The organism is Streptomyces sp. IBSBF 3136 (genome assembly GCF_036815105.1).
GTDB lineage: Bacteria > Actinomycetota > Actinomycetes > Streptomycetales > Streptomycetaceae > Streptomyces.
The window spans coordinates 1-15,978 of the sequence record NZ_JAJSZC010000188.1; the positions used below are offsets into that span (position 1 = coordinate 1).

Below are 15,978 nucleotides of genomic sequence, written 5' to 3' on the forward strand. Positions count from 1 at the left end.
CCCCGGCGGGCCACCAGCGCGCATCCGGCGGCCCCCGCCCCCGCCGCGGTCAGCGCCCACCACGCCGCCTGCGGGGCCGCGGCGAACAGGGTCCCGCACAGGAGCGGTCCCGCGGCCGCGCCCAGGGAGACGCCCATCTGGCTGTAGGCCGTGGCCCGCTGCTCCTGCCCGGGGTAGGGCAGCCCGATCGCGTAGTGCAGCAGCCCTGCCCAGCCCCAGCCGCCGCCGTACGCGAGGAGGGCGCCCGTGGCGGTCAGCGCCAGGTGTGTCCCGGTGAGCAGGGCCGTCCCGCACGCTCCGGTCAGGAACAGGGCCGTCAGCGCGGGCCAGGTCGCCCCCGGGCGGCGCGAGATCAGCCAGCCGGTGCCCAGGCGAACCGTGATGTTGAGGGCCGCGCCGGCCGTCGCCACCGCGCTCGCCACCGTCAGCGAGGTGCCCCGGGTGGTGAGGGACAGCAGCAGGAATCCGCCCAGGCCGTTGCCCACCATCGCTCCGAAGAAGCCGGCGCAGCTCAGCGCCATCAGGTAGCGGTCCCGGTGCAGCGGGGCGCGCCGCCGCGCGGGTGCGCCGGCTCGGGCGCCGGGAAGCTCCCGCCTCCGCAGCAGCGGCACCGTCGCCACCGCGCACAGAACGGCTGTCAGCCCGAACAGCGGACGCCAGCCCGCCGGCTGGGCGAGCAGCGGCATGGACGCGCTCGCCAGCAGGGTCGCCGCCGGCACCGCCGCCTGCTTGAGGCCGAAGGCGAAGGCCCGGGTGCGGGGCGGGCAGCGGCGCATGAGCAGGGCGTTGGTGTGCGGCTGGGTGGAGCCGTACACGAATCCCCCGAGCGCGGAGCTCGCCCACAGGCCCACCACGGGTGCCGCCGCCGCGCAGCCCAGACCCAGCGCGGTGACGCCCAGCGCGATCGCCAGGACACGTTCCACCACCTGGGGCACGGCGGCGTGCTTGGTGACGTACGCACCGGCCAGCGAGGCCAGCCAGTACACCGCCAGCACCGCACCCATGCGGGTCGAACTCCAGCCGTACTCGGCGGAGATGAGCCCGCCGGCCGCGCCCGGCAGGAACACCGGCAGTGAGGTGAGAACGGTGACGACCGCCACGGTCGACGCGGTGGTCAGGCCGCTGCCGCCCGGCCCGCCGGTCGCGGGGCGGGCGGTGGAGCGGGCCCGGGGGAGCGTGCCCGGGGCCTTCACCGGGCGCTTGCCGGGGCGTCGGCCGTCAGGGGGCCGCGGCCCGTGCGGGGCGTCCCGCCCAGGGCGAGAACGGCACGTGCGATGGCGTCCGCGTCGCCCAGCGTCACCGAGTCCACGCCGGGCCGTACACCCGCCGCCGTCGCCCAGTGCACCCCCTCCGTCGGGACGCCCAGCGCGAAGCGGCCGCGGTGCGGGGTCCCGCCCGCGTCCAGGACGCGGGCGGGTCTGCGGGTCACCGCGAGAGCACCCGTCTCGTGGTGGTCGCCGTCCGGGTCGGGGATGCGGTACGGGACCGCCTGGCCCGTGTCGAGGAGGTGGCGCAGCAGCGGGTCGGACGTCGTGCGCACGTCGGAGTCCTGTATCCGCGCCTCGATGAGCGTGGTGACGGCGACGGCGCCGCCCGGGACCACCGCCGAGGACACCGCCCAGCCCGTCGCCGTGGCGGTCACCCGCATCGCCGGGCCCAGTGGGGTGAGGACGCCCGCGCGGACCAGGGCGGCCATCTCCGCGATCCGGCGTCCCGGCGGACCGACGGACAGGGAGGCGTTCAACGGCGTGTACCAGTTCACGAGTTCGTCGCGGTAGGAGGCGCCGGTGAGCCCCGCGTGATCGACGACCTGGCGGATCTCGTTGCGCAGGTCGCGCAGCGCGTCCAGGGCCGCTTTGACGGGCTCGTCGACGTTCCCGCCGCGGGCCAGCGCGGCGTCGCGCTCCAGGTGTGAGGCCAGCCAGGCGGTGAATTCCGGCCGCCCGCGCAGCGCTTCGGCCGGGTGCGGTGCGGTGAGGGAGTCCCAGTCCCAGCGGTCCCCGGCCGCGATGCCGTACCTGTCCAGCAGCCGCTCCTGCGCCAATCCTCCGGCGGGCGCCGCCAGGTAGCCGTGGAGGAACGCGGCGCGGGCCTCCTCCGTTGCGCCGAGGCGCCGCAACAGCGCCTCGTAGTAGACGAGTTCGACCTCACAGGCGATCAGCGGCCAGACGTCCCTGCGGAAGCGCAGGCCCCCGTCCGCGGCCCGGCCCCGTAACGCGTCGATGGTGCGCGGCGTGAGCAGCACCGGCCGGTGGCGCCCGCCCGGGCCCTTCTGGTTCTCGCCACGCGCCTGGTACGGCAGCCCGCGCCGGGACCCCGCGTACAGGCGCGGTTCGCGGCCGGAGGCCCGGTAGGCGAGCGTGCCGTCCGGCCGCTCGTCGAAGCGGCCGCCCCGCCCTCGGGTGAACAGCGCCAGGTAGTCGAAGAACGCCAGGCCGAGGCCGCGCAGCGCCACCGGTTCACCCGGGGCGATCGCGCCGAGCCCGGTGTCGGCGGGGTTGCCGGGCGGGATGTGCCGCGGCCCGGGGCCCTGAGGCGCCCGGACCCCGGGCACGTGTCCCTGCGCCAGGACCACCGCGTCCAGCCGCAGCCGCGTACCGCTCGCGAGGCGCAGCACGTCGTGGCCGTACCGGGCGTCCAGGGCGGTCGCGGTGTCCCGGTGCACGCGGACGCTCACCCGGGCGGGTGCGGTGCGCACGACCCACCGGAAGGCCCAGCGCAGGTAGTGGCCGTACAGCGCGCGCGAGGGGTACGAGCCGGGCCGCAGCTCCCGCGCCTCCGCGAGCACGTCGGGCGGACGGTCACCGGGGTCCGCGGCGAGTGACGCCGCCCACGCGTACAGATCGGGCCCGGGCACCACCGGGCCCGCACAGCTCACTTCGGCGTCGGTGAACACCGTGATCTGCTCCGCCACCGTGTTCATCAGCAGGTGCGCGGACTGGTCGGTGCGCCACACGCGGCCCGCGCCCGCCGGGGCCGGATCGACGACGTGGACGGTCACCGGACCGCCGGCCGGATCCGCCGCCGCGTTGGCGCACAGACGCTCCAGGACACTGAGTCCGCGCGGGCCCATGCCCACGATGCCGACCTCGAGTCGACCGTTCAAAGGAAGATCCCCCGCTTCCTGTACCGCGCGTGCCGCGCGGGTGCCGTGAATTGAGACGCCTCGGCCGGAAACGGCCGGCGAACCGGCGACGCCCGATCCTAAGCACCGTCCCCGAACCCCGGCCAAGCGATTGATGCACGCCACATCCGATTGATGCGCCGCGCTCATGGAAGCCATTCATGCGCTCCGCGAATCAATACGCGCCGGAAGCTATTTCTCCCGCCCGCTCGCCCCGGGCTACGTTTCCGGTGCGGCGAACGAACGGCGCCACATGGCTGGAAACACCAGACCAGACGGGTGCGGGGATGCACAGATGCGCGGGAGCCCCCGCATCCGCCCTGGCGCCGCCGTTCACGGCAATTCCCTTCCAGCCACCTGACGGGGGTCCGCCATGGAAATTCCGAGCCACACCGGAAGCCAAGCGAAGTACAAGCCCTACAACCGCTCCTCGATCAAGCGCGCGCCCCAATGGGAGCGCATTCCGCACGAACTGCGCGAGGCCGTCGAGGTCGTGTCCCACGTTCTGCCGTTCCGCACCAACCAGTACGTGCTCGACGAACTGATCGACTGGGACCGAATACCCGACGACCCGATCTTCCGCCTCAACTTCCCGCACGAGTCGATGCTCGACCCCGACGACTACGCCACCCTGCGCGACGTGCTGCGCTCAGGTGACAAGCAGCGGCTCGCCAAGGAGATCCACGCGGCCAGGACCCGGATGAACCCGCACCCGGCCGGCCAGCTCACGCACAACGTGCCGCAGCTCGACGGGGAGGTGGTGCCCGGCATCCAGCACAAGTACAAGGAGACGGTCCTCTTCTTCCCCAGCGCGGGCCAGACCTGCCACGCCTACTGCACGTTCTGCTTCCGCTGGCCCCAGTTCGTCGGCGAGGAGGACCTGCACTTCGCCGCCAAGGACGCCGAGGGACTGTGCGCCTACCTGCGGCGCCACCCCGAGGTCACCGACGTCCTGATCACCGGCGGTGATCCGTTGATCATGCGCACCGCGACCCTCGAACGCTACCTCGAACCACTCCTGGCGCCTGAATTCGCCCACGTGCGCAACATCAGGATCGGGACCAAGGCGGTCGGCTACTGGCCGCAGCGCTTCGTCAGCGACGTCGACGCCGACGACCTGCTGCGCCTGTTCGAGCGGATCGTCGGGGCGGGCAAGCACCTGGCCCTGATGGGTCACTACAACCACCCGGCCGAACTGCGCCCCGCCGTCGCCCGTGAGGCCCTGCGCCGCATCAACGGCACCGGCGCCGTGGTGCGCATGCAGTCACCCGTGCTGCGCCACATCAACGACGACCCGGCCGCCTGGCACGAGCTGTGGACCGAGGGCGTACGCCTCGGAGCCGTCCCCTACTACATGTTCGTCGAGCGGGACACCGGCGCCCGCGCCTACTTCGAGCTGCCGCTGACCGCGGCGTACGACATCTTCCGCACCGCCTACGCGAGCGTCTCCGGTCTGGCACGGACCGTGCGCGGCCCGTCGATGAGCGCCTTCCCCGGCAAGGTCATGGTCGACGGCACGCCCACGATCAGGGGCGAGAAGGTCTTCGCCCTGCAACTCCTGCAGGCCCGGCAGGGCCACCTGGTGCGCCAGCCGTTCTACGCCGCGTTCGACCCCGAGGCAACCTGGTTCGACCAGCTCGTACCCGCCTTCGGCGAACACAGGTTCCCTTGGGAGAACGCGACCGTCCCGGCCCAGGGCCGCCGGCTCGACCTGGTGGGGGCGTGAGCACCGTGAACGGGGACATCCCGCTGTACGAGGTGCTCGCGCTGCGCTTCGGCACCCATCAGGGACGCCCGGCGCGTGACAACTTCCTCCTGGACGAGGGGCAGTTCACTCCGGGCTCCGACATGCCCAACGACTACTACCTCTGGGTGGTCCGCGACGAGCGGCACTTCCTGCTGGTCGACACCGGATTCCCCGAGGACATGGCGCGACGGCGCGGGCGCACCCTCTTCCGCGACCCGGTGGGGGCCCTGGGCGACCTCGGCGTCGCCGCCGGGGACGTGTCCGACGTGGTCGTCACGCACCTGCACTACGACCACGCCGGCAACCTCGACCGGTTCCCGCACGCCCGGATCCACCTCCAGGAGGAGGAGCTGCGGTTCTGCACCGGGCCCTCGATGCGCCACCACGTGGTGCGCAGGCCGTTCGAGCCGGTCAATGTGAAGACCGCCGTACAGGCCCTCTTCGAGGACCAGCTGGTGCTGCACCGCGGCGAGGCGGAGATCATCCCCGGCGTCACCGTGCATCCGGTGCCCGGCCACACCCCCGGCTCCCAGGTGGTGCGCGTGCCCACCGCTCGCGGCTGGGTGGTGCTCGCCGGCGACGCCGCGCACCTGTGGGCCAACATCCGCCTGCGCAGCCCGTTCCCGATCCTGGAGAGCCTCACCCCGATGCTCGACGCGTACGACACGATCGAGGCGCTGGCCGACGGGGACGACCATGTCATCCCCGGCCACGACCCCCTGGTGGCCCTGCGGTTCCCGCCGCTGCCCGGCGCAACCGACTGGACGTGCCTGCACGAGCCGGCCGTCGACGGTCTGCCGGCCGCCGCCGCGAACGCCGGGGCCGCGCGATGACCGCGTTGCACGTGGCCGTCGTGGGCGTGGGACCGCGCGGCCTGAGTGTGCTGCAGAAGATCGGCGAGCTGGCCGGCCAACTCCCCGACGGGCACACGCTGGACGTCCACCTCATCGACCCGGGCGACGGCGGTCAGGGCGCCCACTCCGCGCGCCAGCCCGCGCACCTGCTGACCAACACCGTCGCCGGCCAGGTGTCGATGTTCGCCGAGGGGAGCGGACCGTCGTTCACCGAATGGGCGGCCGCCGCGGGCTACCGCGCCTTCGACAGCACGTACCACCCGACCGGGGACGACAGCGGTGCACCGGTCGACGAACACGCCTATCTTCCAAGGCGGTTGCTCGGCTCCTATCTCAGCTGGGTCTTCGACCGGACACTCGGCTCGCTGCCGGACGGCGTACGGGTCGTCCAGCACCGCGACCGCGCCGTGGACGTCGCGCCCGTCGTCGGCGACCGCTACGCCGTACGCCTGGCCGGCGGCTTCACCGTCGTCGTCGACTACCTGTTCCTGACCACCGGCCACTGCGAGCGGGTGCCCACCGGCGAGGACCGGGCCCACGCGGAGTTCGCCCGTGAGCACGCGGACCGCAATCCGCACCTGGCGTACTTCCCCACGCCCTACCCGGTCGAGCTGCTCCAGCGCATCGCGCCGGGATCCACCGTCGCGGTGCAGGGGTTCGGTCTGACGGCTCACGACGTGATCTCCGAACTCACCGCCGGCCGCGGCGGAACCTTCCACGGCACCGGACCCGACACCGAGTACCGCCCCTCCGGGCGCGAGCCGCGCATCCTGCTGTTCTCCCGCCAGTGCCTGCCGTTCAGCGCGCGCGGGGTCAACCAGAAGGGTGTCACGGGCGGCCACCGGGCCCACTTCTTCACCCCGGAGGCGGTGCGCGCACTGCGCCGCCTCCGCCCGGACGGAAAGCTCGACTTCGTCGAGGACGTGCTGCCGTTGCTCGTGAAGGAGATGGGCTACGCGTACCGCGTGGCGTGGGAGGGCCGGTCCGTCCCGCCCGAGGGGTACGAGCTGTCACCGGACGAACGGCGGATCATAGAGCGGCTCCTCCACCCGCTGGACGGCGCGGAGTTCACCGACCAGGCCGCCTTCCGGCGCTTCTTCACCGACCACGTCGCCGAGGACCTGGCGCAGGCCGAACTCGGCAACCTCACCAGCCCGGTGAAGGCCGCCACCGACGTCATCCGCGACACCCGGGCCGCACTGCGCGAAGCGGTCGAGTTCGGCGGTCTGACACCCGCGTCGCACCACGTCTTCAACACGGTGTACGTCCCGCTGATGAACCGGGTCTCCTTCGGGCCGCCCCGCCACCGCAACCACCAGTTGCTCGCCTTGATGCGGGCCGGGGTGGTCGGCCTGGCCGGCGGCCCCGGCGGACGGCTCGTACCGGACCGGGAGCAGGGCCGGTACACCATCCGTACCGACTACCCCGGCGGCACCGAGGTCCAGCACGCCGACGCGCTGGTCATCGCCCGGCTCGACGCGTTCCACCCCGAGCGCGACCGCTCGCCGCTGACCGCCGCACTGCTCGCGCGCGGGCTCGTCCGCCCGTACCGCAACGGCGACTGCGTGCCCGGCGGGATCGACATCGACGAGACCGGCCGTCCGTTCACGGTGCGAGGCACGCCGCTGCGCGGCGCCTGGGCCGTCGGCTATCTCGTCGAGGGACCCCGGTTCTACACGCACGCGCTGCCCCGGCACGGCATCGCCTCGCAGTTCGTCCGGGACGCCGACGCAGCCGTCCGCGACATGGTCGCGGACGCGCGTCACCGCCCCCGGACGGCGGGTGCCGACGCCCTCACCCACCCCTACGACTCCGCGCGGGAGGCCGAGCATGCCGGTGCAGACCGGACGACAGTTTCCGTACCTTGAGTTCCGCAGGCGTCACGTCCTGGAGACCCCGGCGCCGGTGGTCTGGCCATGGGAGACCCTGGCTGGTGAGCTGGCGGCGGCCGAGCACTCGGAGTACGGCACCCTGACGCTCGCCGGACCCGACGGCGGCCACGAGATCGTGCCGGGGACGTCCATGACGTTCCAGTCGGTACGCCCCGGGGAGCGCACGACCCCCCACGCGCACTCCTGGTGGCACCTGTACTTCGTACGCTCCGGTTCGGGCGTCCTCGTACTCGACGAGACGGACGAGACCGCCGAACTGAGTGACGGGGATGTGCTGTTGATCCCCGCCTGGTGGGCGCACCACTTCGAGAACCGGGGCACGGAGGGGGACCTCCTCCTGCTGAACATGTCGAACCTCCCCCAGCAGGCCGCCCTGCACAACAAGTTCTCCCGCGAGGGGATCCGGGCCGGCCGGACGACGGTCGAGGGCGCGGCAGCGGCCCCGCCACTCTCCCCTCACCCGCAGGTCAGCGGCGCCTAGTGCGCGCAAGCGATCGTTCGAAGGAGTCGAAGATGTTGAAGCGCATCGATCACGTCGGAGTGGTGGTCGACGACCTCGCCGAGGCGCGGGCGTTCCTGGAGAGCCTGGGAATGGTCCTCGAGCGCGCCCAGGAGGTCCCGGAGCGGAACGTGAAGATCGCGTTCTACCACTGTGGCGACGGCCGCATCGAGCTCATCGAGCCCACGACGCCCGAGGCGCGCGAGCGCCGGCTCGGCGAGGGCAACCAGGCCCGCATCGAACACATCGGTGTCGAGGTGGACGACGTGCCCACGATCATGCGGGCGGTGCGCGGTCTGGGCGTCGACCTGACCACGAGCGAGCCCGTCGCCGTCGGACCGAACCTCAACGCGTGGACCCAGCCCGCCACTTCCGCCGGTATCCAGTTCCAGCTGGTGCAGCGGGACGCGGTCTAGAACACGCTCGGCCGGTCCTGCGGGACCGCGTTGCCCCGTACTTACCAGCCAAGGCGGAGAAGAGTTCCGTGAAGATCACTTTGGTGCACCGGTCGAAGGCGACGACCACGGGGTCACCGGGCCCCGGACGACCCCGGCGGCACGCGGGCTGGGTGCTGGCCTCCCTGCTCGGCGGCATGTTCCTGGGCAACGTGGACATCGCCGTGGTGAACGTGGCGATCCCCTCGATCCGCGACCGCCTGCACGCATCGAGCGGCGAGCTGGAGCTCATCGTCTCCGGGTACACCCTCGCGTACGCGATGCTGCTGATCACCGGAGCCCGCCTCGGTGAGATCCGCGGTCGGCGCCGGACGTACCTGGCCGGCCTCGCGGTGTTCACTCTCTCCTCCCTGGGCTGCGGCATCGCGCCGGACGGCGTCACGCTGGTGGCGGCGCGCGTGGTCCAGGGCGGGGGCGCGGCGCTGATGGTCTCGCAGGTACTCACGGGCATCCAGGTCAACTTCGAGGGGGAGGCGCGGCGCCGCGCACTGGGCGCGTACACCGCTGTGCTGGGCGTGAGTTCGGTGATCGGGCAGGCCCTCGGGGGCGTGCTCGTCTCGGCCGACGTCCTGGGAACAGGGTGGCGGCCGATCTTCCTCGTCAATGTGCCGATCGGGATCGTCCTGCTCGTCGCGTCGTACGTGTTCCTGCCTGCCGACGAGGATCGCGGCGCCAGGAAGCTGGACCTGAAGGGCGTAGTACTCCTGTCTGCGGCTCTGTTCCTGCTGGTCGCCCCCCTGGTGCTGGGGCAGGACGCGGGCTGGCCGTGGTGGACCTGGACGTCGCTCGCCGCTTCGCTGCCCGCCTTCGCGCTGTTCGCGAAGGCCGAGCGGGGCATCGCACGGAGCGGCGGCGAACCGCTGATGAACGTGGCGCTGCTGGCCCGCCGCCGGGTGGCCCTGGCACTGGTGTCCCAGGCGGTCACGCGCGCGGGCTACTTCGCCCTCCTCTTCGTCCTCGCGCTCTACCTCCAGCAGGGCCTCGGCAAGAGCGCGGTGTACGCGGGGCTGCTGCCCATCGCGTGGGTGGCCACGTTCGCCCTGGTCGGCCCGGTCCTGGGGCGGGCGGGCGCGCGCACGCGCCGGCTGGCGGCCCCGGCGGGCGCCCTTCTGATGGCGGTGGCCTTCGCCGGGGTGGCCGCGGGCCTGCAGAGCGCGGCGTGGCTGGTGCTGCTCCTGGGCATCGGCGGGATCGGCTACGGCGCGGCGTTCAGCGGGACGCTGGCCCACCTGACGGAGTCCGTCGAGGCGGTCTACGCGTCCGACGTGAGCGGCCTGTTCAACACGACTCTCCAGGTCGGCGGAACGATGGGCGTGGCGGTCTTCGGCACCGTCTACCTCGCCCTGACCGAGAACACCGGTACGGCGCGGGACGCGTTCAGCTCGACGAACGCGTGGCTCGCGGCCGTGTCGGTGGCCGCCGCGGCAGTCATGGCGATGGCGGGGCGGACGGGACGGGCCGCGAGGACGAAGACGTCGTCGTAGGACAGGCCCTCGCCCTCCATCACCTCCCACACGGCACCGCGCACACCACGTACGCCACGTACGCCGCGTACGCCGCACACATCGACCGGGCTCTCCGGAGCCCTCACACAACGGACATGAACCAAGGAGTACAGATCATGGATGTCATCCGTCACCCGGGGGACGCGACCAAGGGGCCCGCGGACCGGTTCTCCGGCGACGTGTGGTTGTGGCCGCGGATCGGCGCGACCGCCAACGCCGAAGTGCGCAACGTCCTCTTCACACCCGGATCGCGCAGTGCCTGGCACCGCCACCCGGCCGGCCAGGTCCTGCACGTCACCGAAGGCGTGGGGCTCCTCGGCTTCCGCAGCGGCGAGGTGCAGGAGATCCGCGCCGGCGACACGGTCGTCTGCCACCCGGGCGAGGAGCACTGGCACGGTGCCGGTCCGGGGACCTTCATGACGCACATCGCCGTCACCGACGGCCCGACGCAGTGGAAGGAGCATGTCACGCAGGAGGAGTACCAGGGCTGAACCCGAAGCCGTGCCACGTGTGCGCGTAAGGATCCCGACACGGTGTCCGGGTCCCTACGCGCCGCTCCGCATATGGTGTCGATCATGGGTATCGAGTTACACCATCTGCGGGGCTTCCTTGCGGTCGTGGAAGAACGGCACTTCACCCGTGCGGCGAAGCGGATGGACGTGTCCCAGCCGACGCTCAGTCGCAGCATGCGGCGTCTGGAGGCCCTGCTGGGGAGACGGCTGCTCGAACGGACGACGCGGCAGGTGACGCTCACCCCGGACGGTGAGGCGCTCTACGCGCAGTTGAGTGTCCTCATACCGAGGCTGGAAGCGGCGCTGTGGCCCAAACCGGAGGACGAGGCGTTCCGGGTGGGCTTCGCCTGGGGCTTCCCGTCGCCCTGGCCCCAGGTTGCGATCGCGCGCTTCGAGGCGGAGACGGGCGTGTCGGTGAGCGTGCAGCGCCATGACGCGAAGCTCGCGGGGGTGGATCGGGGGCATTCCGACGTCGCCGTGCTGCGCGGGCGGGTCTCGGTGCCGTCGGGCATGAGGTCGGTGACGTTGTTGCACGAGCGCAGGATCGTGGCCGTCTCGACCCGTTCAAAACTCGCCGGGCGGGAGGAGATCAGCTGGCACGAGATCGCCGACCACCAACTGGTGCTGAACGAGGTGAGCGGGACGACGAACCTGGACGAGTGGCCGGCGGACCGGCGGCCCGAGGTAGCGGTGTCGTGCCGCAATTTCGACGAATGGCTGGAGGCCGTGGCGGCGAACAAGGGACTCGGTGTCGTACCGGAGTTCGTGGGCCGCCAGCACATCCACGCGTTCGTCTCGTTCCTGGAGATCCCGGACGCACCGATGGTGCCCTTGCAGTTGGTGTACCCCCAGCACGGCGGGCATCCCAAGGTGGAGCGGTTCGTGGAGATGGCCCAGGAAGCGGTGAAGGGCGAGGCCTAGGGCCTGTCCGAGTCCGGGTGGCACGGGGAGCGTTGGGGCGTTGGGTCAGTCATGGCCTGGGCCTGCCCGGTGAGGGGTCGCCTTCACGTCTCGGCGCGGCGGAACTCACGGTTTGTGGGTCACCCAGAGCAGTTCCGCCGGCCAGCGGTGTGCCCAGTCGGGCGGGTCGGTTTCGTTGTAGCCGTTGGGTGTTCCGAGTTCTGGCCGCGGCTCGATGAGGTCGTCGATGACGAGACCCGCGCCGCGCAGGACCTTGACCCAGTCGCCGTAGGTGAGCTGATAGCTGGTCGCGCCGTCGCCTTCGGCGATGGTGTTCAGCCCGAAGTAGTCCTGCTGCAGCGTCGTGGTCACACGGCCGGCGGCTTCGTCGTAGCAAGCTTCGAACCATGGGCTGGCGACGTTGAACACCAGGCGCCCGCCTCGGCCCAAGACGCGTACGGCCTGCGGGACGGCCAGATGCGGGGGCGCCCAGCTCAGCCCACCGAAGTCACAGAAGACCAGGTCGAAGCTCTCGGCGGCGAAGGGGAGTTGTTCGGCGGCGCCCTGCACCAGCGGGTAGCGGACCGCTCCCATCGCGTCGCCCGCTGCGGCGAGTTGGGCTTCGGACAGGTCGAGCCCGACCACGGTGGCGCCCTCGGCGGCGAGCGCCCTGGACCACTGGCCGGCGCCACAGCCGAGTTCGAGGACGCGCTTGCCGGTGACGTCGCCCAGGGCCCGCAGGTGCGCGTCGGGGATGGAGTACATGCCCCACAGCCGGGGTGCGGCGCCGATCTGCGGGTCGTGCTCGTGCTGGTAGGTGCTGCTGATCTGGTTCCAGAGCCGCCGGTTGGCGGGGATGCTGTCCACGTGCCGACTCCAGCACCGACTGCCGGGGGCGGTCAACACGATCAGGGCATGGACTCCCTCCCGGCCGGGCTGTTCGCCGATTACCAAGCGATCCGCACCAACCCCGATGGACTGGATCCCCTGACCCGTGCCGAGCCCGGAAATGGCAGGTGCGGCTCACCCCGCCCCCTCCCGGGGCAGTTCGAGATGGAGTTCGTAGCCGCCGTCGGGGGTGGGGCCCGCGGTGACCGTGCCGCCGAGGAGTTCGGCTCGTTGGCGTAGGCCCAGGAGGCCGTGGTGGGCGCCGGGGAGGGGGAGCGGCGGGCGAGTCGGGGCGGTGTTGGTGACGGTGACCTTGATGTTGCCGTTCGCGTGGTGCAGGCGGACCGTGGCCGTGGCGCCCGGCGCGTGTTTGCGGACGTTGGTCAGGGCCTCCTGGACCGTCCGGTAGACGGCGCGCTGGACGGGCGGGGACAGACCCTCGGGGAGGTCCGTCTTCAGCTCCGCCTCCATGCCGCTGCCGTCCACCAGCCGTTGCAGGTCGGCGAGGGACGGCTGCGGGGTGAGTTCGGTGGGGCGGCTGCCGGAGGCGCGCAGCACGCTGACCATGTGCCGCAGTTCGTCCAGGGTCTGCACGCTGAGCCGCCGGATCGCGGCCGCGCCCCTCTTGGCCTCGGGATCCTGGCTGCTCACCTGGAGCGCCCCGGCCTGCACGGCGATGAGGCTGACCTGGTGGGAGACCACGTCGTGCATCTCCCGCGCCAGTTGCGCCCGCTCCCGCGCCAGCACGCTCTGCGCGGTCAGCAGCCGCTCGTGCTCCCGGGCCTCGGTGATCTCGGTGAGCCGGAGCGACAGTTCGCGGCGGGCCTGGACCAGCTGGCCCAGGAAGACCGGGGCGGCCGCCGTGGCCACGGCGTAGATGAGGTGGACGACGTTGTGGGTGCCGGAGAGCTCGTTGGCCCTCAGCGTCGACCACGGCCAGGGCAGGAAGTCGATGATCGCGTACGTCAGGGCGCAGCAGGCCAGCAGGACCCGGTGGCGGCTGAGCGAGGCGAGCGTGTACAGCGCGGCCAGCGTGGCGAACACCGCGTCGGACACCATCGCGGTGGGAACCGTCAGCAGGAACGTCGTCAGCGGCAGGCGCCGGCGCAGCAGCAGGGCGAAGGAGCCGAGCAGCGCACAGCTCACGGCCGGCTGCTGCCCCAGGTCGACGTTGGCCCACGTGTCCGCCAGGGCGACCAGCACCAGAGCGACGTCCAGCAGTACGGCCGGCACCCCGCGGCGCGTCACCCCGCGGCACGTCATACGGCGTCCTCGTCCCGTTCCGGGGCCCGTTCCGCGCCCAGCAGGCCCGCCCGCTCGGCGATCAGCGCGGCCTGCACCCGGCTGCTGACCCCGAGCTTGCCGAACACCGCGCTGACATGGCCCTTGACCGTGCCGGCGCTCAGGTGCATCCGTTCGCCGATGTCGGCGTTGGCCAGACCGTCCGCCATCAGCACGAGCACCTCGCGCTCCCGCTCGGTGAGCCGGGCCGTGAGCCGGGCGGCGGGCTCGCGCTCGCCCTTGTCGAGGTAGCCGTCCACCACCGTGCGAGTCACCTTGGAGGACAGCACCGTCCCGCCCTCGGCCAGCGCCCTGACCAGGTACGGAAGCTGCTCCGGGTCGGTGTCCTTGAGCAGGAAGCCGGCGGCGCCCGAGCGCAGGGCGGTCGCCACGTACTCGTCGGCGTCGAAGGTGGTGAGCATGGCCACGACCGGCGGGTCCGGCATCCGGCGCAGATCCGCCAGCACGGTGAGCCCGTCCACGTCCGGCATCCGGATGTCCAGCAGGACGATGTCGGGGCGCGACTCACGCACCGACCGCACGGCCTGGCCGCCGTCGACCGCGGCCACGACCTCGATGTCCTCGGCCGTGGCGAGGATGTGGGTGAAGCCCGTGCGGACCAGGGCTTCGTCGTCGACCACCAGGACCCGGATCACGTGCGCTCCGCTCGTCGCCCGCCCCTCGTTCGGATGCGTTCGTCCGGATGCGTACCACCGCACGGCGTCCGCACAGCGCGGCGGGGACGATTCCCGCCGATTGGCGGCGCGGACCCGGCCGGTCGTCGGGGCGGCTCCGGCCGACCGGCGGGGTGCCTTCGGAAGGACGGCGGGTGAGCCGTGGCGGGCGCTCCGGCGGAACCTGGAGGCATGACGCAGAAGGCGTGGTCGGCCATGTCCGCCCGGGCGCCGCATGAATGCGCGGCGGGTCCACCGCGTGAGTGTGCGGTGGGTGCGGCGAGTGAGCTCGGGGCGGGTGCGCCGCCTGAGCGTGCGGTGGGTTCGGCGGGCGAGACCGTGGGGGGTGCGCCGCCCGAGTGTGCGGCCGGTCCACCGCGTGACTGCGCGGCGCGTCCGGCGAGCGAGCGTGCTGCGGACCGTGCCCGCGAACCCGGCGGCGCGCCCTCGACGGGGCGGCTGATCGGTGTCGACCTCGCCCGCGGGCTCGCCGTGCTCGGCATGTTCTCCGCGCACGTCGGGCCCGACGTGACCGTGGGCGGCCCGGTGGGATTCGTGCTGGAGACGGCCCGCGGCCGTTCCTCCGCCCTCTTCGCGCTGCTCGCCGGCTTCTCGCTGGTCATCATCACCGGCCGCCCGCGCCCCCGGACCGGGCGCCCCGGCCGGCAGGCGGTGGCCCGGGTCGCGATCCGCGCCGGTGTCCTCGTCGTGCTGGGCTACGCCCTGACCGCCCTGGACACCGAGGTGAACGTGATCCTCAGCTACTACGGCCTGATCTTCCTCGCCGTGGTCCCGCTGTACCGGCTGCGGGCCGGACCGCTCGCCATCGTCGCGGCCGCCGGCGCACTGGTCCTGCCCCAGCTCCTCTACGTGTTCCGGCAGACGATCGAGGGGGGCGACTGGGCGGACACCGTCGCCGCCTGGGATCCGCTGGCCAGGCTCACCGGCTCCGGCGGCTTCACGGAACTGCTGGTCACCGGCGACTATCCGGCCCTCACCTGGATGCCGTTCGTGGTCGCGGGCATGGCGATCGCCAAGCTGGACCTCGCCCGGCCCGGCGTCCGGTCCCGGCTGGCCGTCACCGGCGGAGCGCTCGCCGTGCTCGGCTACGGCGGTTCCTGGCTGGCCCTGCACCTGGTCCCGGGGGCCCTCACGTCCGTGGGGGCCGCCACCGACGGCGGTTCGCCGGGGTCGGCGTGGTGGTCGGACACCGTGGGCACACCCGAGGGACACACGCCGCTCTCCTGGCTGCTCGTGGCCGCGCCGCACAGCCAGACGACCTTCTCCATCATCGGCAACACCGGCGTCGCCCTGGCCGTACTCGCCGCCTGCCTCGCCGTCGCCGACGGGCTGCCACGCCTCACGCGTGCCGCCACTCCGGTCGTGGCGGTCGGCCGGATGGCGCTGACCGCCTACGTCCTGCACATCGTCGCGCTCTGGTTCTTCGACGAGGTCTGGTACGTACCGGCGGTCGACAGCGACGCCATGAGCGCCCTGCCGGTGCTGGTGGGCTTCGCCGCGGCCGCCACACTGCTGGCGACCCTGTGGACCCGCCGGTTCCGGCGCGGCCCCCTCGAACAGGCCCTCCACCTCGCCACCGGGGCCGCGCGGTACGTCGAGTGAGGGGGCGCGGGGGGCGAGGTGGAG

Annotated in this window: 14 protein-coding genes; 9 read left to right on the forward strand and 5 right to left on the reverse strand. The window is 72.5% G+C overall.

Features of this window, described 5'->3' with window-relative positions:
* The coding region (locus V7E45_RS30525) for an MFS transporter (protein WP_333777446.1) at positions 1-1,193 on the reverse strand (1,193 nt) is incomplete at its 3' end.
* A complete protein-coding gene (locus V7E45_RS30530) occupies positions 1,190-3,073 on the reverse strand; it encodes an FAD/NAD(P)-binding protein (RefSeq protein ID WP_443056292.1) in 1,884 nt (627 codons plus the stop codon). The genes V7E45_RS30525 and V7E45_RS30530, both read right to left, overlap by 4 nt.
* 424 nt (positions 3,074-3,497) lie before the next feature.
* Between V7E45_RS30530 and V7E45_RS30535 the strand changes: the two genes are divergently transcribed.
* From V7E45_RS30535 to V7E45_RS30570, 8 genes are all read left to right on the forward strand, one after another.
* Complete coding sequence (locus V7E45_RS30535) at positions 3,498-4,850, forward strand: KamA family radical SAM protein (RefSeq protein WP_333777448.1); 1,353 nt, start codon at positions 3,498-3,500, stop codon at positions 4,848-4,850.
* Entirely contained in the window at positions 4,847-5,704 is an 858-nt protein-coding gene (locus V7E45_RS30540) for an N-acyl homoserine lactonase family protein (RefSeq protein WP_333777449.1), read from the forward strand. Before V7E45_RS30535 ends, V7E45_RS30540 begins: the two co-directional genes overlap by 4 nt.
* Positions 5,701-7,593: an FAD/NAD(P)-binding protein gene (locus tag V7E45_RS30545; protein ID WP_333777451.1), complete on the forward strand. Its 1,893-nt coding sequence runs from the start codon at positions 5,701-5,703 to the stop codon at positions 7,591-7,593. The genes V7E45_RS30540 and V7E45_RS30545 overlap by 4 nt, the downstream gene beginning before the upstream one ends.
* On the forward strand, positions 7,556-8,098 hold the full coding sequence (locus tag V7E45_RS30550) for a cupin domain-containing protein (protein ID WP_333777452.1): 543 nt from the start codon (positions 7,556-7,558) through the stop codon (positions 8,096-8,098). The genes V7E45_RS30545 and V7E45_RS30550 overlap by 38 nt, the downstream gene beginning before the upstream one ends.
* A gap of 32 nt (positions 8,099-8,130) precedes the next feature.
* Positions 8,131-8,532: a VOC family protein gene (locus V7E45_RS30555; RefSeq protein WP_333777453.1), complete on the forward strand. Its 402-nt coding sequence runs from the start codon at positions 8,131-8,133 to the stop codon at positions 8,530-8,532.
* A 68-nt stretch (positions 8,533-8,600) separates the two neighbouring features.
* Positions 8,601-10,055, forward strand: a complete 1,455-nt coding sequence (locus tag V7E45_RS30560) for an MFS transporter (RefSeq protein WP_333777454.1) — start codon at positions 8,601-8,603, stop codon at positions 10,053-10,055.
* 137 nt (positions 10,056-10,192) lie between these two features.
* Positions 10,193-10,567 carry a cupin domain-containing protein gene (locus V7E45_RS30565; RefSeq protein ID WP_333777455.1) on the forward strand — a complete coding sequence of 125 codons (375 nt, stop codon included), beginning with the start codon at positions 10,193-10,195 and terminating at the stop codon, positions 10,565-10,567.
* An 84-nt stretch (positions 10,568-10,651) separates the two neighbouring features.
* Positions 10,652-11,509 carry a LysR family transcriptional regulator gene (locus tag V7E45_RS30570; protein ID WP_333777456.1) on the forward strand — a complete coding sequence of 286 codons (858 nt, stop codon included), beginning with the start codon at positions 10,652-10,654 and terminating at the stop codon, positions 11,507-11,509.
* A 105-nt stretch (positions 11,510-11,614) separates the two neighbouring features.
* Here the strand turns inward: V7E45_RS30570 and V7E45_RS30575 are convergent, their stop codons facing one another.
* The 3 genes from V7E45_RS30575 to V7E45_RS30585 all read right to left on the reverse strand — a co-directional run bounded on the left by V7E45_RS30575 (position 11,615) and on the right by V7E45_RS30585 (position 14,313).
* Complete coding sequence (locus V7E45_RS30575; protein ID WP_333777457.1) at positions 11,615-12,355, reverse strand: class I SAM-dependent methyltransferase; 741 nt, start codon at positions 12,353-12,355, stop codon at positions 11,615-11,617.
* A 156-nt stretch (positions 12,356-12,511) separates the two neighbouring features.
* Positions 12,512-13,639: a sensor histidine kinase gene (locus V7E45_RS30580; RefSeq protein WP_443056291.1), complete on the reverse strand. Its 1,128-nt coding sequence runs from the start codon at positions 13,637-13,639 to the stop codon at positions 12,512-12,514.
* Positions 13,636-14,313, reverse strand: coding sequence for a response regulator transcription factor (locus V7E45_RS30585; protein ID WP_333777458.1), 678 nt, complete (start codon positions 14,311-14,313; stop codon positions 13,636-13,638). Before V7E45_RS30585 ends, V7E45_RS30580 begins: the two co-directional genes overlap by 4 nt.
* A 477-nt stretch (positions 14,314-14,790) precedes the next feature.
* Between V7E45_RS30585 and V7E45_RS30590 the strand changes: the two genes are divergently transcribed.
* The gene (locus tag V7E45_RS30590; RefSeq protein WP_333777460.1) at positions 14,791-15,954 is read left to right on the forward strand and encodes a DUF418 domain-containing protein; all 1,164 of its coding nucleotides are present in this window, start codon (positions 14,791-14,793) and stop codon (positions 15,952-15,954) included.
* Positions 15,955-15,978 lie beyond the last annotated feature (24 nt).